Source organism: Bradyrhizobium sp. USDA 4472, from assembly GCF_054058595.1.
This window is the reverse complement of record NZ_JBSSAM010000001.1, coordinates 979,581-999,158: the sequence shown is the minus strand read 5'-3', so window position 1 is coordinate 999,158 and position 19,578 is coordinate 979,581. Positions and strand designations below refer to the sequence as shown.

Genomic DNA, 19,578 nt, shown 5'->3' with positions numbered 1-19,578 from the left:
CCCAGGTATCGTCTCAGCCACCGCTGAGTGTCGCTCCACCTCGCTGTGCGGACGCTACTGCGTGGGCACTCAATTGGCGATGCGCGGAGTACGCCGGACCGGCCTTGGACGGAAGCTTATCCACCGGCGCACGCATTGAAAAATGCATGACAGCTGGTTCGCCGGGAAGCAGGCATCTCGCAAACTACGACGGGCCCTCGCGCTCTGCGCCTGTCAGAAAGATCGCGAAATCATGCTGCCCAAAGTACGACGAGCCGAAAGCTCCGGGAGAGGCGACTGAGCTGTCGCAGTTGCAGGGCGCGGGACCGTTCAATGAGGGGCTCGCCTACTCTTCCTCTTTCTCTTCCTCTGGTTCGGTGCGCTGAAACCAGGACCCAGGAGGGAATTTCGCGATATGCTTGGCAAAGCTGGACTGTGGCTCCCCAATCTTTTACTTCGCTCTTCTCGAAAGTGATGACCCCGTTGTGTGTAAAATAACGTGGTCCTTGGATATTACAGTTTACTAATAGGAGAACGCGCCACAGATCACCTTTCTGGGTCGGCTTGTGATTGGGCTTCGGTAAGTAATCTACCACAGCTTCAACGATAGTGCATCGGCCTTTCCGAAGAACATCGCCGAGCCGACCTTGGGGGGTAGTCACAAAATTGAAGTTCGACAGATCGTGTAGAAAGCGAAGGTTTGCGTTCCTTTCGCCATCTGCGACTTCACTGGCGATCAACGAGAGTGCGAGCGCGTGCCAGCCTAATTCCATCGGCTGCGCGTAGGTTGACGCAAGTTCAATTGTACCATCGAGCCCGACTTTCCAGGTGATAACGTAGTGTTCGTCCGATTTGTTGTGTTGGTGCCTGGTCCACGAAACGAAAACAAAGTCGTCTCCGCCAAGTTCAGCGACGCCCCACATTTGGGGGACGAACTGTGCCACCTTCGAGACATTGGAGATGATTTGTTCTACCGTTTCACCATCTTGCGCCCGCCAAGCCGACTTGAATCTCTCGATAAGGGGGCTGTCGACCGACCGGATACGGCTGCTCGTGGCGGCCGGCCAGGCGAGGCAGATTAGAGATGCACCTAGCCACAGATATAGCAGGGGTCTTGCAAACAGTCTCTTCATAACCTCGGCGTCTCCCATCCAGAGACTTAGGCAGCAGGTGACTTGAACTTGCTCTGAGCGAGAGGCAAGAAGTTAGCGACGACGCGATAAGGCTGTTCGACGCCGTTGCCTATGTCACGCGGCGCTAACTTCCCTGTCAGCGACAGCATTCCAATTGGCTGAGCTGGCATGCCCAGCAGCAGCAGTCTGGGCATGCCGACGGATTGCATTCTTCGTGCCAGGCAATGGGCGAAAATACGCATCGATTTTGTGTGTTCTTGTCGCCTTTCCGACGTGCGCATGTTTCGATGCTTCCATTCGGCGCATCGGCCGCAGCTTGGACCCCCTTGTCCCGCAGTAGAAGAAGCGAGCGCCTCGGATGGAAATCTGATCCCGGCTTGGAGTGCCGCTGCCACCATTGAACGGTGTGCTTCACGATCGCCTTCTTCGTTGACCTACATGCCGGCCAGCGACACGAAGCCGAGTTAGCCGCCGACGTTGAAGTCTGGCTGGCAGGCGATCAATCGGCGCGCCGCGTGTGGTGCCCGAGTGCGCCGAAAAAACCTCCGCTATCGATGCGGATCCTTTAGCAAAGAAGCCGCTGCCCGGTGCAGCTGCTGGGCGAACGCTGAAACGAAGCCGCGTCGAACGCTGCATCTGCTCGAAATGGCGGTAGTCCTCGCCGCGAACGCTGCCTTTGTCCCTGCCATCGCCATAGCGTGCAGAGGCATCCCATGGCAGCTACCGATGCTCACTCGAGACTTTCTGACACGCGATCTCTGACCAGCCAATGTTTCCGGGTGGCGGTTAATCGTTGAGACGCACAGTCATTCGCCGGTCAACGGTCATTCGCTTACCAGATGTCGCAGACTAGCTTGGTACACAATCTGAGAGGTTGACGGGAAAGGTCTCCTACCGATAATCCAGGTCGTCGAGGTTCTCCGGGGCGTGTTCGATCCGGAGCTAAGAGGGAAGCCGGTGCAATGCCGGCGCTGCCCCCGCAACTGTGAGCGGCGAGCCACTGTCCAACGATGTCACTGAAGCCTCCACGGCTTCGGGAAGGCCGGACAGCAGCGACGACCTGCAAGCCAGGAGACCTGCCCCGGCAAAATATTGGTCCACGGGCGGGGTGTCTCGGTGGTGCGCCAAGCAGCTGTCGCATGCGCGACTTCGACTGCCTGCGTCCGCCATGGCCTTGTCCCCAACAGGGGTTAAGCTATGTCTCTTCTCTCTCTTCCCGTTGCTACGCTCGGAACGCCACGCATCGGTCCACGCCGTGAACTGAAATTCGCTCTCGAAAGGTATTGGGCCGGTAGGATAAGCGAACAGCAGTTGCAAGAGGACGCATCCGGCCTGCGCGCAGCGAACTGGGCTCGTCAGAGCTCTATCGGCGTCACTATCATTCCGTCGAATGACTTCTCGCTGTATGATCAAGTGCTCGATACAAGTGTCATGGTTGGCGCGATCCCGGAGATCTACGATTCGAAGGGAGAATCCGTTTCCCTTGCGACGTACTTCGCCATGGCCCGCGGATCGCAATGCGACGACCTCGACCCGAGTGTCGGTCACGGCCTACGAGGATCTGGCGCGCCAGCGCAGGAGATGACCAAGTGGTTCGACACCAATTACCACTACATGGTTCCAGAGTTTCACAAGGGACAGGCGTTCAGGCTGTGCTCTCGCAAACCCATTGAAGAATATGAGGAAGCAAAGGGTCTGGGCTTTCAAACCCGCCCCGTTCTTATCGGACCGGTCACATTCCTAAAGCTCGGCAAGAGTGCCGATAACTCGTTCCAGCCCCTCTCCCTGTTGGATGATCTGATTCCGGTCTATATCGAGGTTCTTCATGAATTGGCCAAACGAGGGGCAAGATGGGTTCAGTTTGACGAGCCCAGCCTGGTCCTTGATCTGGACGAGGCGGCGCGAAAATCCTTGCTACATGCCTATAACCGGTTGGCAAAGGAGGGACCGGCTATCAAAATCTTGGTTGCCAGCTATTTCGGCGCACTAGGCGACAATCTGGATACTGCCTTGAGCCTGCCAGTGTCCGGCCTGCACGTCGATCTGGTTCGATCGCCGGAGTTATTGGAGCAGATCATTGCTGACGGGCGAGCTGATCTCGTCTTGTCGCTCGGTGTCATCGACGGCAGGAATGTATGGAGGTCGAACTTGTCGTCGCTACGCCAGAGGCTAGAGCCCGCGATCGCGAAGCTCGGTAAACACCGTGTACAGCTAGCTCCATCCTGCTCGTTGCTTCACGTACCAGTCGATGCTGAACTAGAGACCGGGCTCACTTCCGACGTCAAGAGCTGGCTCGCCTTCTCGGTTCAGAAGATGCGTGAGCTTGCGATCCTGGCGCGGGCACTCGCTGGCGACCGGAATGTCGGGCAAGCTCTTGCCGAGTCGGAATGCGCTGTGACTGCCCGCCGGAGTTCGCCGAAGATCCATGATGCGAATGTTGCTGCCCGGATGAGGGCGATCGACCAGAAGATGCGCCGGCGAACGAGCCCATTTGCCCGTCGTTCCGAGATTCAAAGGGTGCGCTTCGGACTACCAGCGTTCCCTACGACGACGATCGGATCATTTCCACAGACGGCTGAGGTCCGAGGTGCTCGTGCGGCGCATGCGAAAGGCACGATGAGCGACGAACAATATGACAGGTTTCTTAAGGAGGAGATAGCCCGCGCTGTACGTTGGCAGGAAGACATTGGGCTTGATGTCCTTGTGCACGGCGAATTTGAGCGCAATGACATGGTGCAGTACTTTAGCGAAAAACTCGCAGGCTTCGCATCGACCAGCAATGGATGGGTGCAGTCCTATGGCTCGCGCTGCGTTCGTCCCCCGATCCTGTTTGGCGATGTAGTGCGGCCGAAGCCGATCACCGTAGAATGGTGGCGCTACGCGCAGTCACTAACGAGCAAGCCAATGAAGGCGATGTTGACCGGACCGGTGACAATCCTGAATTGGTCGTTTGTTCGCGATGATCTTCCTAGAAGTGAGGTCTGCCGTCAGCTTGGGCTCGCAATCCGAGACGAAGTCCGCGATCTCGAGGATGCCGGTGCAGCCATGATCCAGATCGACGAACCCGCACTCCGCGAAGGATTGCCATTGCGCCGATCGGAGTGGAACGAATATCTCGATTGGACGGGAGATTGTTTCCGCATCTGCTCGTCCGGCGTTAGCGATCAAACGCAAATCCATACACATATGTGCTACTCGGAGTTTAACGACATCATCGGCGCAATCGCCGCAATGGATGCGGATGTAATATCGATTGAGACGTCGCGCTCTAAAATGGAGCTACTGAACGTATTCACAGAGTACAGGTATCCAAATCAAATTGGACCGGGTGTGTACGACATCCACTCTCCACGCGTTCCCGGGACGAGCGAAATGAAGGAACTGATGGTGTTGGCTCAGGCGCGTTTGCAGAAATCGCAGCTCTGGGTCAATCCGGACTGCGGCCTAAAAACGCGCAAATGGGAGCAAGTGCGGCCCGCGTTGGTCAACATGGTCGCTGCCGCCCGCGAGCTGCGCGCTGCATCCGATCCGCAAAACCATTGATCCCGAGCTTAGTCTGTTGTCGACGAGGTTAATTCGCTAGTGGTGATTTGCGTGCTCCACAATGTCGAACCAAAGTACCCGGCCCTTGATGGGCCGGGGATGGAGCGGCGTCCGATGAGACGGTGACGCGTCGCGCTACTTTGTCGCGGTCCGAGGGAGAATCGCCTACGGTTCGAATCAAGAGTCCGGACAGGCAGTTCTTTCTCAAGCGCACGCCGATGCTTGCGGAGATGGAAGCTGCTATCCAAGCCAGATGCGCCAATGTGCGCGTAGACAGATTCACGCTCGATAGGGCCGAAGACGGTACGCGGTCTCGATGGCGCCGGCCGCGACATAAGGCTATCGGCCGTGCCGCCGGCTGGATCAGGTCACAACCTCCGCCGTTGGCATTTGTCGCTTTCCGCAAAGCTAGACCGGCGGCCGGTATTTCCAGCAATCCCACCGGCGGCGGTGCTATGGTCCAACATGCTGTCATGTCACATCCTTTGTTGGTGAGAGACTTTCTTGCCTGCGCGTCACCATCGTTGGCTTGTCGGTGACGTCAAACGCGCCCTCGCGAGCGCGGCAGATCGCTCAGCGAGAGGGGGAAAGACGTCGGAGCCAGTGGACACCATTACGACTCGCATAGTCGCGCTCGGACACGTCATCGGGCTGATTCGCAGGTCAATGATGTAGAGGTCATCGCAAGCGGCGCAGCTTATCATGTTCAGGTAATTTTGGTGCGGCTCTGGTGCGCTTGGCAGCTGTCTTAACAACCGCTCACTGCTGTCGGACGGAAAAGCATAACGGCAAACCAAGTATTTCGGACAGCCATGCGGCGGTTACGGGGGAGCAACTTCTAGCGGAAGTCAGCTGCTGCCGCAGCATTGATAGGGGTCAAAAGCAATTGCGCTTCCGAGAATAGCGGAGCTCGACGGGCCGCTACGAGCCGGACACGCCCGGGCGAGACATTTCTCGGTCAAAGCCCCGTTTTTGCATGAGGAGCCTACGAGGCCCCGGTCACCGGCCTAAAGTAGCGGGCGATATGACAGGTTCGACAGGGGCGATCGCGCTTCCTCGAGGCAACAGGACCCTCAGCCGCGCGGTCTGTTCCTGAGGGAGCGGGACAAACCCATTTAGAAGCTGATTGAGGCAGATCAAAAACTCTCGCCCGAAGTGGGAGTAATGGTCGGGCGAAACCACATCAAGACAAGACCATGCCTTCATTTACCGTTCGGTTTATCAAGACATGTTTGTGACGATACCGGCGGCGGACATCGTGCGCGCCAGGCAGCGTTCCAGGTCGATGCGGCCTCCCTGGGTGCTGCCGCTCAGCAGGCGGAGATCGATTTCTGCAAGCAAAAGAGTGTCCGTGATTGGACAATCTTCGCTGATGTGCTCGTGCTTCGAGCACCACTTGCATGAGGTTAATCCGTTCACGTGGTCCTTTCGAGCTGAAGCCTCAGCTCTCCTGAACCCTGAGGCAACGGCCGCGTAGCCGAGGCGATCTTCACGTGCGTCAGAACGATTGCTGGAGTATCATTTGGCCGTCCAGCGACTTTAGAGAAGACTGTTGCTTCGATGTCACCAAATGAATGCATGACCGATCTACGCTCGCGTCAAAAGAGGGACGATATGTTCGATATATATCTGAATCGAAGACATCTCTTGGTCGTCCCGAAAGGCTTTGCGATCCCCGCGGGATTGGGCTTGAATTGGAAGCGAAGGAAGCGGGCGGTTCGTTCCGTGAGCGACGTCATTCGACATGATGTGCAACAGCGAGGCTACCACCGACGTCGCTTGATCCCAAATCGGGGGAAGGCGGTAGTTGAGACCGTGACACAGTCTTAGGCGGCACAGCCATGCTGCATCATTCTTCGGAACACTCTGGGAAGGGCGTCGCAGATGCCGCCCAAAGCGTTGGTTTTCGCACCCGAAGCGAAGTGGTTATCGTGCATTAAGGGCTTGAGGAGGACGGCTTCTTTTGAAAAGCTGCGCACGGCTGAAGAGCTTACCTCAAGATCATTGATATGGAGAGTTTATTTGCCTCGATGGCGAGCGCGTGAGTTTTCAGCTGTCCATTCTGAAAATACTTGCCGGTCAGCCACACGGTCGGGCGAGCATCGAAGTCGTTAAGCAGCATTTGGCTATCTATTATAGCAGCGGCCCGGAGTGGCCGGCTCGGATGAAGCGCATCGCAAGCCGCGCACCCCAACTCGATATTTTCGGCCAGAGCTTGATCGAGCGAGACGCAGGATGCTGGATCATCAGCGAGCAGGGAAGGAAATATCTCGAGACACTCGAGCAGTTAGATCGGACTGTCATGCAAGCTGAGGTGGAGCGGGAGAACGTGCAAGTGTCGACAGCTGAGCAGCCGCCACCTTTGACTTTGCAGCTAGGAATGAACGTAGGCAGGAAGCGCCCCGCAAGCGATTGAGCGTACGCAAGCCCCCAAAGCAATCATCGCCGGACGTTGGAACACAGCGACGTTCCGCTCGCTGTCCGAACGTCCCTGGTTGGAGCTGTTCAGCTTGATAGCTATTTTGGCTCATTATCCGGAACATGTCCTTCTACATGCGTAGATTCGAACGGTAAGAAGTTCATTGCGAGGCATTCAAAGAACGAATCCCTCTGCGCCGCGGCTGTACGAAATTTACAGTTCCAGAGCTTCATTAGATCCAGACGTTTCGCCTCGCGAGAGTCATATCGAATCTATATGTGGGCGGGACTGCCTATAACGTTGCCCTTTTTTTTATGGAAAACCGTGTTACAAGCCACCCCTCTTAAAAGGAGCATATATCGTGAAAAAAGCAACCAAGAAACGCGTTAAGCGACGCGAGTGGACGAGGGCAGATATCAGAGAGCTCAAAGTCCATTCAAAGGCCAGAACCCCGGTAATCAAAATAGCAAAGATGACCAAACGGAGCGTCGGTGCGCTCCGCCAGAAAGCGCTAAACCTCGGAATTGGGCTCGGACATCAGCGATAGTGTTGGATGCTGCCGGCAATGGCGCGGTAGGGCGGCTTGCAGGCCGCCCTCAGCGCCACAGAAATTTTGCGACGACTAGCTTCACCCATCCGCGCCGCGAGATTTTTTAATCGCGGTTCAATGTCGCGGTCGGGCTCACGCATCCTCTCGCCGTTGATTGTCTAAGATGGTCTCAACGGTTACGGCTATTGCGATCCTTATTGGCAGTGAAGAAATTGTCTTGGTCACAGCCCTGCGAAGGATTATGAATGCCCGAGCAATCTCGCCTCCTTCGGCAGGGGTTGGCGCTAGGCGCATGTCTCGGATAATCTAGTTGGATTTTGGATCAGGTCCGTTATTCCAACCCTTCTTCGCGTTGGTCAATTAACGAGCGACGTTGCACGATCCGCTAACCCAAAATGCACCGTACGGTTTGGGGAGTGGACTTGTGTAAGACAAACTGTCCGGTGCTATAATCCAGAGTGTTGAACGGCTAACGACGGGCTGACAGGAAAGTTGCGTCGGGATTGCTTCCCCGTTGAGAAGATTGCTCGGTCTTACCTTGTGATGTGTACGATATGAACTGCGCCTTTGCTACACTCTTCTCATATCCGTTCGGGTGTGCGTAGCATCAGCGAGAGAGATGCCGCATGTACCTTTCAAGGCCCCAGCATGCTGCTTTTGATGATAGCAAAAGCCCTATGTGTCGCGGGCGGTCTTCGGCAAAACTTCCGTATAGTGTCTTCCAACCTTTCCATAAGCGCGATCAATGTTCGTGCAATTGAGTGGTCGCTTGATTTCGTGTAGCTCCCGAGCAATTCGCAAAGCAATGGTAGTAAGCTCTTCCGCAGTCTGGCCCAATTAATCGAGCGGCGCCTAAGGCAGAGGATATGAATGGTTGTCGGTTTCAGAGTTTATACGGAAGAGCTGCTCTCAAGTGTTCTTGTGGCTGGCTTTGTTGTGCCCAATCGAGCTAACGCCGGCGGCGGGCTCTCTTCAAGCACGAATGTCTGAACCATGAGCGGACGTCTTTGGCCGTTCGTCTGCGGTGTGTTTTCTCCTCGGTCTTCCGCGATCCGGGACCACACTCCTTGGGCATTTACTCCAGCATCATCCAGACATTTTAGCTCCCCCTGAGCCCTGGTTGATGCTGGCGCTTGAAGCGTTTGGCGGGGTGGTTTCTTCCCATCCGGCGGGGGGCGCACTGATTGAGGCCGCGTCCTCTCAATTCTTGGGGCGGATCAATCGCACAGCGGCCAGCCGCGCTTTTGCCGATGCAGCATACGATCAGTATCTCGCAGAAGCAGGCAAGCGGGTCATCTTAGACAAGACACCACGATATTGGACGGCGCTTGATTTTCTCGATTCAGTCTACCCAGAAGCGCCACATATCCTCCTGATGCGCAATCCCTTTGCAATCGCTGCTTCCTTGAAATCTACGTGGGGCATCCCGCTCCGGGCAGAAAGCTCAGGTAGTGTCAGCGTCTCCAGTACCGTCGATCTCATGCTCCGTATGCCCGACGGGATCATATCCTCGCTTGCCGATTTAGTTCTGGACCTTCCTAGGTTAGCTGCGCACCGCACTCGCCCGCAAACACACTTGGTGCAATACGAAATGCTTGTGGCGCATCCTGAGAAGGAAATTCGGCGGCTGCTGGCGGCGCTCGAGTGTGATCCAGCGGCTTTCACATCGGCGGACAGGAAAAAGCAGATTATCTCCGAACCAGCAGCTTTGGAGACCGAAAAATACTAGAGCGAACGACCATCGACCAAGGTTCTGTTGAGGCGTGGCGATCTCAACTGAGCGTCGAAGAGATGCAAACAGTGACCAATCTCGTCGGCGCCGAGCTTCTTTTAGAACTCGGATATGAGGAGGAACTGCGACACGCCCGGAAAGCCGGAGTTATGGACACCGGAGAGGAGGTAACCGAACTCTATCGTCGGATATTTCGGACGTGGTGGCGTTTCCGAACTACAAAGAGGGGAGCGTTATCGGCCTCGTCTCACGCTGAAGCACCAGTCCACGTCGCCTCGAATGTCTCGGACAATCGCGACGCGGCTATCCAAATGTTGCGGGACGAAGTCGCGCGACTGGAGCAGATCCTCAATATCGCCTAATGTAGTTCGAGTGCTTGCAATCAAACAAGCTCATTAATTTGACCAATGTCGTTGGCCGCACGATCTGAGCACCCATGACGGATCACGGGGAGCGCGGCGGAATTCGATATGCTTGCCACGTCTTCAAGTCTTCTCATGAATAGATGCTAGTGGGTCGCACAAAGGGGATGCCGGCTGTGCGTAATAGTTATCGCGTTTTTCCTTGAAATAGATGCCCTTTTGCTTAAGCGACCGCTACTGCCGCCGATGTTGCCAATTTAAGGAGCGTGACCTCCATGGAGATCTTGATCCCACGTTCGTCAACGCGCCAGTGAAGGTCGCACTAGTGAATTCGCTGACCTGATCCATGTTGAGGATCTTCGGAGTGCCATACTTCGCCGCCGCCTCCAGAGCCGCCACGTCAAGACCGCACGGCTCTCAATCGATCATGTCACAAAGGTAAAGCAGCGCGGCCGATGGGAATACGTTATGTGCGCCGACCATAGTTGGTTCGGCTGGTCGATCATCATGTTGCACAAGAAATAGGGAAGATCTTGCCCGGCGTTGGCCTCGTCTTGTTCCGCCTTGCTCTCCGGGGCGATGCCCATCCTCCTCCGCATCAACCGGTGCGCGCGCGTGCAATTGACCTAACGTTCCTCAACTATCAGCATCACGATCACCGCCCTAGACCAGGAACGACCGGGGCGAGAACAGCTCTTCGAGACGCCGCATCGGCCAAGGTCGGCGTTATCGACCGGACGGGAGAGCCGAGCGCGCGATCCCAAGCAACATGCATTGCCGGCGGATTGACAGCGCCATCAATGGAAGCTTGTACGATCGAGCAGGTGCTTCAGAGGCGACAACGCCAGCACAGCGGCTCGGAAGTGAGGTTCACAGGACACACGCCTCACGCTAGGTGCTTGCGTCGGTGATGGTACTCGCTACTCACCTAGGAAGCCGCGCTTTGTGCCAGCCGAAAACACAGCGAGCTTGACGCAGCATGGATCGACTGATGAGACGTTACGCGCCGTAAAGCGGAGTAGAGCGCCGAGAGGTGCTGCCAAGGCGGTTCTTTTGCGAAAGCAATATCTCTGTTTCAGGCTCTCCGGCAGTTCAGTGCAGAAGGTACAGCAGTCAACGCGGAAGCAAGACAGGCGATACTGGATTGCTGGAGGTTTTTTACTGCCAGGGGGAGTCGTGAGGGCCGAACTCTCAAAATTTCTAGCTCGCTGCGAACCTCCGCTCGCCTCTGCGTAGGACGGGAGTGCAGTCAGAAAAAAATGCGCGAGAAGATCGTTGGAGAGGGTTGAAACGCCCCTAACGTCAAGTTGTACGATCTAAAAATGACAATGACCGCCAGCAGTGTCCGAAATCCTCAAACAGCGACAGAGCCCCGTTGCATCAAGACTCGAGCCATCAGAAATCTGAATGGGTTCGACGAAAGCTTTGTGAAGGATCGCTTTGCATCTGGGATGAAAAATTGGCTTGTCATCTTGCCGGCGGCTGAAGTCGACGGCAAGTGTTGCGTCGATCTATGGCGCTTCATTCGAGCTGTTTACCGAGGAATGCGGCGTGCCACAGAGAGGCCTCTGGTGGGATGGGCGTACTCCAAATCCAACGAAGAACACAACTTGAGGAGAACGGTTTGACAAGACAGCGCTCTTTGCTGACGCCTGGTCCATTGTCGTTATCGCTGGCGGTGAGGAGCCAGATGCAGCTTGACCTCGCATCCCGCGATGACGAGTTCAAGGAGGTGACCGCCAGCATGAGGCGGCTGATGCTCAGCCTATTGCGAAGTGCTGAGGATTATTCGGTAGTGCCTATTCAGGGAGGCGGCTCCTTTGCAATGGAGGCGGCTCTCTCTTCATTCGTGTCCCGTGTCCATAAGCCGCTTGTTTGCATAAACGGAATCTATGGCGAGCGCATTTTGCAAATTTTGCGGCTGTGGGGCGTCGAAGCGCTGAAGCTCGTCAAGCGAGCGACGGACCCTTTGGACCCTCGAGAAATCGGTGAGTATCTAACCAAGCATCCTGACGTTACGCACCTATGTTTCGTCCATTGCGAGACAACGACCGGCATCGTCAATCCCTTGCAAGAGTTAGTGGAGGAGGCAAAGCGACGTGGCGTAAAGACGATCATCGATGCGATGAGTTCTTTTGGCGCCCTCAACATCGACCTGAGCAATCGAGGACCCGACGTATTGGTCACATCGAGCAACAAGTGCATAGAAGGCCCGCCGGGGGTGGCGTTTGTCGTCACCTCGCGCCAACTGCTGGAGAATGCGGTTCAAGAACAGAGGTCGTTTGTGCTCGATGTGAGAGATCAGTGGCTCTCGCTCGAGCGCACCGGTGAGTGGCGGTCGACCCCTCCTACCCACATCGTTCAGGCCACTGCAATGGCCTTGAAGATTTTGCACGAGGAGGGCACCGATGCGAGGCGCCTTAGGTATGAAAAGGTTAGAGACGATATTGTCAAAGAACTCGAAGGCGTTGCGTCTCCGCTGCTGTCTCCGGACTTGCAGTCGCCGGTCTGCGTTGCTTTCAGTGCGCCGCCCGGAATTGTCGACCAGGCAAGCTTCGATGGACTTTATCGCCACCTGGCGGCCCACAATCTCTACGTCTACTCGAAGCTGCATCTTGCGACACGCAGCTTTCGCGTCGGTTGCATCGGGGAGATCCAACCCAGCTGGATTGAGCAGTTGGGGTGCGCTTTTCGTACCTATTTTCGGTCCGGTCAGGCCCGGTCAGAAAGGCCAGTGCCGGGGCAAGTAGCAGGGGCTCGTGTAAAGGTACCCGCTCGAGCGGCTGGAGACCGGCAGCCGTGTCTTCCTGCCGAGACTGCCGTTCTTCATGCGGGCTATCGACGCGACCCCGTGACGAAAGCTGTCGCAGTGCCGATTTACCAGAATACAGCTTATGAGCTCGATGGCGATTTAAGCCACATCGCCGACGTCTATAACGTCAAGGCCGATGGATTCACTTATACGAGGATCATCAATCCGACGACCCGCGCGCTGGAGAAGCGCTATGCCGCTGTCGACATGGGAAGGGACTCGCTCGCCGTTGCGTCAGGGCAAGCGGCGACGTTCCTTGCCATCGTGAACCTCTCAAGTGGCGAAGTGGGCGACAATATCGTCGCGTCACCGTACCTATACGGCAATACGTGGAATCTGCTCCATAACACACTAAAGCGGCTCGGAATTAGCGTCAGGACGGCAGATCCTCGGAGGCCCGAGACGTTCGAGCGCGCGATTGATGACCGCACAATATGCCTATTTGGAGAGGTGATTTCGAATCCCTGTCTGATTCCGCTCCCGGTCAAGCAGTTGGCGGAGATCGGCCGAAGGTACGGAGTGCCACTGGTCGTTGACAACACGACCACACCTCTGGCCTGCCGGCCCGCAGATCTCGGCGCGGCTATTACGACGTATTCCGCGACGAAATATATATCGGGCCATGGCACGACGCTTGGCGGGCTGATCGTTGATAACGGTGGGTTCAGCTACCGGGGAGCGTCCCGCTTTCCATTGTTTAACCGTCCCGACGAAGCGCACGGGGGAATTGTCTGGCATAACGCTGTGCGAGATGTCGGCGATCTCGGAAAGAGTGAATTCCTCCTCAAGGCTCGCATGACCTGGCTGCGCGATACCGGCGCGGCCATCGCCCCGTTTGCGAGTTTTCAGCTCATCCAAGGACTTGAGACGTTGCCTCTTCGCATGAAGCAGCACTGCGCGAATGCCAGCATCGTCGCCGGTGCTCTCAAGCAGCACCCTAAAGTGCGTCGCGTCTACTACCCGGGGCTCTTTGAAGGCGCCGATCGGGAAATCGTCGAGCAGACACTCAACACCGCATACGGATACGGTGCGATGGTCATGTTCGAAGTTGAGGATGAACAGGCTGGGCGCAAGTTCATCCAGAACGTTGAATTGATGTATCACGTTTCGAACGTGGGAGACGCCCGTACACTCGTAACCCATCCTGTCTCTACGACTCACACCACTGTCCCCCGAGAAAAGCGCGAAGCAGCCGGCATATTTGGCGGATCTATCCGACTTTGTGTCGGCATCGAAGATGTTAACGACATCCTGCGCGATCTGGACAAGGCGCTTTCCGCAATCTGACAACCTGCAAGGCGATCAGAAAAGAGGTTCTCATGAATCAGGCAGACGCTTGGAAACTGAGGTCATCACGGTTTGAAGCCGTTCAATTCAGTCGTGAGGTCAATAAGCAGCTCTCGGAGCTAAGACCCGACAATATCACGGGAGCGGCGTACATCGCGAAAGATTATGCTGTCATCGCAGCGTGCACGCTCGCGACCGTCTCCGTCTCGTGGTGGCTGTACCCGCTGGCCGTTCTTCTGATCGGCGCCTATCAGCGCGGTTTGACCACCATTGCGCACGATGCAGCTCACCGCACGCTCGCGAAGAACACCACTTGGAATTATATGCTCGGCATTCTGTTCGCCTCCTATCCCTTGTTCCAGCGCCACTGGGCCTATCGGATCTCGCATGTCTACCTGCATCATCCGTATCTCGGCGATCCCGACAAGGACCCTGATCTGAAGTTCTTCCTGGCCAGCGGCGTTTATGACGTGCAGCCTCCGGAGCGATACGCGTTCAACATCATCTGGAAGCCGATCTTTGGCGGCGCGACATTGGCCTATCTGAAGTACCTTTGGACCAATCGTTTTTCTATCGAAGATGCCGGGGATCAGAGCCGGACAGCCATACTTGTCGACAGGTATTGCTTCTATCTCTTCTGGATCAGCATCCTCGTCGGCTCATATCTGCTTGGGCTACTCCATGTCGTCGTTTTGTTCTGGATTGTGCCCTATCTCACCACATTTCAGGTCCTCGGCTGGTTCATCGAACTCGCAGAGCACTCACCGATGTGCGAAACTGAGACGCAGAACGTCTATCTCACCAGAAACCGGAAAGGGAGCTTTCTCGAGCGAGCCATCCTCGGGCAGAATCTGGATGAGTACCACCTGGAGCACCACCTTTCACCGGGTATCCCGTTTTGGCTCTTGCGCAAAGCGCAGAAAATCCGGATGCAGGATCCGAACTACGCGAAGGTCGCTGCGACTTGGGGCGGACTCTTTGTCAAGGGACCTCAAGGTCAACCTAGCGTCATAGCTCAGTTGAAAGAGCGGAATAGACGGTTGTATGAGCAGTCTATTGCCGGCGTTCGCACGGGAGGTCAGCTCGCGTGAGGTTGCAGCAGTCCGAGCGCGCCCGAGCCGTTGTCGCCGTCACATCGAACCGTCTTCTGGTCGAGGATGTGCATCGCGACTGGTTACGTCGCAAGTACGTGCATGCACTCCATCGTCATGCGGGAGTTGCTTGCATCATACTGCCGACCCTCGATCCGGAGGATGCTAGCGAGGAGGTCGCCATGGCCATCATGGGTCGGGTCGACGGCCTGGTGTTGACGGGTGATGAATCAAACATCGACCCGGCCGTCCTTACAGCGCCTGCGTCATTTACAGATGCTGATCGGCAGGACGTCGAGCCTGGAGTCCTGGACCGTCCACGGGATCGGCTTTCTGCCTTGAGCATAAAGAGTGCCATCGCGTTCGGAATGCCGATTCTGGGTATCTGCCGTGGGCTTCAGGAACTCAACGTCTATTTTGGCGGCACGCTCCGCCCATCGCTCGCAGTTTGGAGGCCAGAAAGCGGCGCTATGCACGCCGAGAAGCCAGATCGTCCCAGAGACCGCCAGTACGATGCCGCGCATAGCGTCAGCATATCGTCGGATGGCGTACTCTTTCCTGTCGCGCGGACAATGGAGGCGCAGGTCAACTCGCTGCACAATCAGGGCATCGAGGCGCTTGCCCCAGCGCTGAGGCGGGAGGCGTGGTCGCCTGACGGTCTCGTCGAAGCAGCTTCGGTGATTGGCGCTCCGACGCTGCAGATCGGTGTTCAATGGCACCCAGAATGGCACGTCTCGACCGACCTCCTTAGCAAGCAATTGTTCAAAGCATTTGGGGAGGCGTGTGTTGGGTACTGCAGGAGTAAGAAGGGCTAGAGGCAGAGCGCGATAATGCAAATGAACCGTGGCCCCAGTGAGCCGAAAAGCCAGTCATCGAGAACCGGCCGCGTCTCACGCCACAGGCTCCAAAATGGTGAACGCTCGACGAGCGGCTTCGCGTTAGGAGTGCTCTTTGTGGCCCTTTATGTCGTTCTGAGCGCGGCAGGCGAGGTTTATGCTGCATCCTATTTTCAGCAAGGAGATGCGTTTGTTGCGCTCCTGCTGTCATTCGCGGTGGTTTGTCTGACGTTCAACTTCTTGGCCCGCCACGAGGGAGGCGAAGCAAGAGTAGGAAGTCGATCGGTTTTAGCCTTCATCGTACTCAATGTCGTGACAGCAATCAGTTGGGTGGGCCTATTCATCGGATTGAAATACGTCGAGCCTGCGATCGTTGTTTCGTTCATGGTCGCGCTGGGACCGGCCGCAACAATCTGGCTAAACGCAGTGATCAGGCGCCGGGGTTCTCCTCCAGCATCCGAGATAGTCGTCAGTGCTGCGATCGCAGCGATCGGAAGTTACATGATTTGGATCTCAGCCAGCGGCAACGCGGGTGTGGAGTGGGGAGCTCGCTCATCCTTTGGCATTGTCTTGGCCATCGTGGCCGGCCTATCGATCGCCATCACAAATATACTCGTGAAATTACTGTTCGACCGGGGTTTTTCGGGCCGACAAGTGCTGGCTCATCGGTTCTATGGAACGATTCTCTTGCTGCTGGGACTGGTGGACCATTCATCCGTCGGACCCGAAATTGCACAGCATTGGTTGGCGATTGCTACAATTGGCCTGTCGACGATCGTCTTACCTTTGCTCTTGATCCAGCAGGGCATCCGCCGGGTAGAGCCCTTCACGGTCAACATGGTCCTGTCAACGGCCCCCGTCATCACCTTCCTGTTCCAGTACTTCGATGCTCGCATCGTGCCCTCATCACATACGTTCGTTGGTAACGTCCTCATAACGGCTATCGCTGTCACCAACATCTACTTGCAATATAGGAGATCCGTATGAAAGAACGGAAATGCGTCGTCGTGGACGCATACTCTACCGGCCGATACTTACCGGAAGAATTCAAACGATATGGCATCGGAACATTGCATGCGATGTCGGCGGCCCGGATTCCACCCATATTTGAATCGCACTTCGATGCGAATCTATACGAAGAAGTCGTTCGCCCCAGCGAGCGCATGGGGTTTGACGACATCGTTGAATATCATCTTCAGGCTCTCCATGGTCGGGAATTAGAGTTCGTTATCGCGGGCTGCGAGACCGGGGTTGAACTGGCCGATTCTTTGTCGGAACGGCTTGGATTGCCTTCCAATGGCACCGCACTATCGGCTGCTAGGCGCGACAAAGCGCGATTGTCCTGCGCGTTGACCTATGCTGGTGTGCGATCGATCAGACAAGTTGTCTCCGACAATGCGGCAGAGATCGCAAGCTGGAAGCTAGAAGCGAAGTTCGATGAGATCGTGATCAAGCCCCTGAACAGTACGGGCACGGAGGACGTGTTCTTCTGCTCGACGGATGCTGATATTCAGCGGGCGCTAAGCACAATCATCGGGAAGACAAATCGTGTCGGCGCTTTTAATCATTTTGCCCTCGCGCAAGAAAAAATAAATGGACAGCAATATACCGTAAACGCCATCTCGATTGGCGGTGAAGCCTTCGTTACGGAGGCCTGGACGTATGACACTGTGCCTATCGAGGGAGCGTCGTCGGTTTGCTCACTGGAGAGATTGTTGGAGGGCGGCGAACCAATCGTTCATGAGTTGGCCGAGTACCTGGAGCGTGCGTTGCAGGCGCTTCAAATTGTCGAAGGGCCGGCTCACGCCGAGATCATTGTCGATCATCGAGGGCCGGTTCTGGTGGACTTCGGGGCGAGACTTCAAGGGACTATGTCGGCAAAGGCGCGAACGATGGCGCTGGGGCATAACCATATGACGCTAACGGCCTGGCGCTACGCAGATCCTAAGGGCTTTCGTGAGTACATGAGGCTACGGGGGCCCTACAAGCGGAAGTCGCATGCGCTATGCGTCTCGCTGATCTCGGACAGGAGCGGTGTCGTTACAGGTCATCCGGGCCTCGAAATGATACGCAAGCTCCCGAGCTACGCGGATGCCATTGCATTCGTTCCGATTGGTGGGCAGCTAGTTCCAACCACTGACTTGGCTTCGACGCCGGGCATCGTTTATCTGGTGAATAGCGAATTGATTCAGCTTGAGGATGACTATCGAAAGTTACGAGCAATGCGGATGGATCAGGTATTCGACTTAGTGATGCAGGATCGCGACTAATGCCGACTGATGCCAGGTTGACTAGAGCGAATCCAGCCCGCGCGGCGATGGTCGGCGTGAGCGACTTCGATGGCGTTCTGCGAGGCAAACACCTCTTAGGTGAAGATTTCAAGGGTGGAGATAAAGTTATCAAGTTCTCTGAAGCGGTGCTGGCGTGGGATTGTGAAGACCGGCTCATTCCGGCTAGTTTCACGCAGAATCCGCTATCAGCGTTCGGAGATGCTGACCTGCGTATTCTGTCAGGCACCGGCCGTTCGGTGTCTCATCTCAGCGATCAATATCTCTACCTCGCGGAATTCACGGGCGCGCATGAGAACATCTGCCCGCGCGGAGTTCTGCGTAGGGTCCTGCGCAGGGCTTCTGACCACGGATACGACTGCACTGTCGGGTTCGAGTTTGAGTTTATGCTGTTTAAGGAGAACGCAGACACGATTGAAGAAAAGCCCTTCGGGGAGTGGGCGCCTTTAACGCGCGGCCCGTTCGGCTACTCGATTGCGCGATCTGTCGCGCACCATGAGCTGTTCGATGAGATCTTAGCGCTTTGTGAAAAAGCTAGAATACCTCTCAGCGGACTACACTTTGAGACGGGACCTGGCGTGGTTGAAGCGTCAATTCGTCATTGTGATGCGCTGGAAGCTGCCGATCGGGCAACCATATTCAAGTCGATGATAAAAGGCTGGGCGCAAACCCGAGGGATGATGGCTACATTCATGGCCAAGGTTTCCGAGCAATGGCCCGGCCAGTCCGGCCATATTCACATCTCCATGTCCTCGGATGGCCGAAATGCGTTTTATGACAGTGATGCGTCCGGTAACGTCTCGAAGCTGATGAAGAAATTCATCGCCGGACAACTAGACTACATGAATGAGTTCTGCGTGCTCGCGGCGCCAAACTTCAATAGCTACAAAAGATTGGTTCCTGGCTGCTGGGCGCCAATCTATCCAAGCTGGGGAGTTGACAACCGCTCCTGCGCGGTTCGCTCCATTCCCGGAGAGCCATCAGCCCATCGGCTGGAGTATAGGCTGCCTGGCGCAGACATGAACCCATATCTCGCGCTCGCGGCTGCGATTGGTTCCGGCATATTGGGCGTCGAGACAGGATCGTCACTGCCGGCTTCGATCGTCGGTGAAGCAGGCGTGGAGATGTGCCTTCCGTGCGCGAGACTGCCTCAAAGCCTATCAGAGGCAACTGATCGCTTTGCCCAATCTGCAGCGGCCAGTGATGTGTTCGGAGAAAGGTTTGTTGAAATGTTTTCTTGCTCGCGCCGTTGGGAGTGGGAGGTCGTGCAACATCGGGTCACCGACTTTGAACGTCGGAGATACTTCGAGATCATTTAGCTTGAGCCCTTCGGCGGAAGGTGCATTGCCTACCAAGGCGGCGGCGCAGATCGTGGGCATGAGCGGTGTCACTAATTGCGTCCCGATATTGATAAAGCGCGTCAAGTCATTCGGAGCAAGATGCTTGCGTTACGGCACATTGACGGGAGGCATGGGCGCCCTCTGACGTGGGTCGAAGCCATTCTGGTGCTGGCTGCGTGCGGTCAAGATGATCGTAAACGCCACGA

12 protein-coding genes and 1 riboswitch are annotated in these 19,578 nt (G+C 56.1%); of the genes, 10 read left to right on the top strand and 2 right to left on the bottom strand.

Annotated features, from left to right (window positions below):
- Nucleotides 1–1,138: 1,138 nt before the first annotated feature.
- Nucleotides 1,139–1,393, bottom strand: a complete 255-nt coding sequence (locus tag ACVWZ4_RS04645; protein ID WP_456701745.1) for a hypothetical protein — start codon at nucleotides 1,391–1,393, stop codon at nucleotides 1,139–1,141.
- Between the two features lie 615 nt (nucleotides 1,394–2,008).
- Nucleotides 2,009–2,210: riboswitch (cobalamin riboswitch) on the top strand.
- Nucleotides 2,211–2,309: 99 nt separating this feature from the next.
- Here ACVWZ4_RS04645 and metE point away from each other — a divergent pair.
- The 3 genes from metE to ACVWZ4_RS04630 all read left to right on the top strand — a co-directional run bounded on the left by metE (nucleotide 2,310) and on the right by ACVWZ4_RS04630 (nucleotide 7,621).
- Nucleotides 2,310–4,655 carry a 5-methyltetrahydropteroyltriglutamate--homocysteine S-methyltransferase gene (gene metE / locus ACVWZ4_RS04640; protein ID WP_456701746.1) on the top strand — a complete coding sequence of 782 codons (2,346 nt, stop codon included), beginning with the start codon at nucleotides 2,310–2,312 and terminating at the stop codon, nucleotides 4,653–4,655.
- 2,041 nt (nucleotides 4,656–6,696) lie between these two features.
- A complete protein-coding gene (locus ACVWZ4_RS04635) occupies nucleotides 6,697–7,071 on the top strand; it encodes a hypothetical protein (protein ID WP_456701748.1) in 375 nt (124 codons plus the stop codon).
- A 364-nt stretch (nucleotides 7,072–7,435) separates the two neighbouring features.
- A complete protein-coding gene (locus ACVWZ4_RS04630) occupies nucleotides 7,436–7,621 on the top strand; it encodes a hypothetical protein (RefSeq protein ID WP_456701749.1) in 186 nt (61 codons plus the stop codon).
- Here ACVWZ4_RS04630 and ACVWZ4_RS04625 read toward each other — a convergent pair.
- Nucleotides 7,612–7,764, bottom strand: a complete 153-nt coding sequence (locus tag ACVWZ4_RS04625; protein WP_456701750.1) for a hypothetical protein — start codon at nucleotides 7,762–7,764, stop codon at nucleotides 7,612–7,614. The two genes, ACVWZ4_RS04630 and ACVWZ4_RS04625, sit on opposite strands and share 10 nt — an antisense overlap.
- An 884-nt stretch (nucleotides 7,765–8,648) precedes the next feature.
- Between ACVWZ4_RS04625 and ACVWZ4_RS04620 the strand changes: the two genes are divergently transcribed.
- From ACVWZ4_RS04620 to ACVWZ4_RS04590, 7 genes are all read left to right on the top strand, one after another.
- Nucleotides 8,649–9,353 (top strand): sulfotransferase family protein, encoded by a 705-nt coding sequence (locus ACVWZ4_RS04620; RefSeq protein WP_456701751.1) that lies wholly within the window; start codon nucleotides 8,649–8,651, stop codon nucleotides 9,351–9,353.
- A 1,878-nt stretch (nucleotides 9,354–11,231) separates the two neighbouring features.
- The gene (locus ACVWZ4_RS04615; RefSeq protein WP_456790043.1) at nucleotides 11,232–13,817 is read left to right on the top strand and encodes a 2-aminoethylphosphonate--pyruvate transaminase; all 2,586 of its coding nucleotides are present in this window, start codon (nucleotides 11,232–11,234) and stop codon (nucleotides 13,815–13,817) included.
- A gap of 32 nt (nucleotides 13,818–13,849) precedes the next feature.
- The gene (gene rtxC / locus ACVWZ4_RS04610) at nucleotides 13,850–14,908 is read left to right on the top strand and encodes a dhydrorhizobitoxine desaturase (RefSeq protein ID WP_456701754.1); all 1,059 of its coding nucleotides are present in this window, start codon (nucleotides 13,850–13,852) and stop codon (nucleotides 14,906–14,908) included.
- Nucleotides 14,905–15,723, top strand: coding sequence for a gamma-glutamyl-gamma-aminobutyrate hydrolase family protein (locus ACVWZ4_RS04605; RefSeq protein ID WP_456701755.1), 819 nt, complete (start codon nucleotides 14,905–14,907; stop codon nucleotides 15,721–15,723). Before rtxC ends, ACVWZ4_RS04605 begins: the two co-directional genes overlap by 4 nt.
- Nucleotides 15,724–15,861: 138 nt before the next feature.
- Entirely contained in the window at nucleotides 15,862–16,731 is an 870-nt protein-coding gene (locus ACVWZ4_RS04600) for an EamA family transporter (protein WP_456701756.1), read from the top strand.
- Nucleotides 16,728–18,014 carry an ATP-grasp domain-containing protein gene (locus ACVWZ4_RS04595; RefSeq protein ID WP_456701757.1) on the top strand — a complete coding sequence of 429 codons (1,287 nt, stop codon included), beginning with the start codon at nucleotides 16,728–16,730 and terminating at the stop codon, nucleotides 18,012–18,014. The genes ACVWZ4_RS04600 and ACVWZ4_RS04595 overlap by 4 nt, the downstream gene beginning before the upstream one ends.
- Entirely contained in the window at nucleotides 18,014–19,351 is a 1,338-nt protein-coding gene (locus tag ACVWZ4_RS04590; protein WP_456737643.1) for a glutamine synthetase family protein, read from the top strand. The genes ACVWZ4_RS04595 and ACVWZ4_RS04590 overlap by 1 nt, the downstream gene beginning before the upstream one ends.
- The last annotated feature ends 227 nt before the right edge of the window (nucleotides 19,352–19,578 follow it).

Bases quoted from the DNA above. Each gene is read 5' to 3' on its own strand.
- ACVWZ4_RS04645 (WP_456701745.1), bottom strand. From the start codon at position 1,393: ATGCGCACGTCGGAAAGGCGACAAGAACACACAAAATCGATGCGTATT.
- metE (WP_456701746.1), top strand. From the start codon at position 2,310: ATGTCTCTTCTCTCTCTTCCCGTTGCTACGCTCGGAACGCCACGCATC.
- ACVWZ4_RS04625 (WP_456701750.1), bottom strand. From the start codon at position 7,764: ATGCGTGAGCCCGACCGCGACATTGAACCGCGATTAAAAAATCTCGCG.
- ACVWZ4_RS04615 (WP_456790043.1), top strand. From the start codon at position 11,232: ATGGCGCTTCATTCGAGCTGTTTACCGAGGAATGCGGCGTGCCACAGA.
- rtxC (WP_456701754.1), top strand. From the start codon at position 13,850: ATGAATCAGGCAGACGCTTGGAAACTGAGGTCATCACGGTTTGAAGCC.
- ACVWZ4_RS04595 (WP_456701757.1), top strand. From the start codon at position 16,728: ATGAAAGAACGGAAATGCGTCGTCGTGGACGCATACTCTACCGGCCGA.
- ACVWZ4_RS04590 (WP_456737643.1), top strand. From the start codon at position 18,014: ATGCCGACTGATGCCAGGTTGACTAGAGCGAATCCAGCCCGCGCGGCG.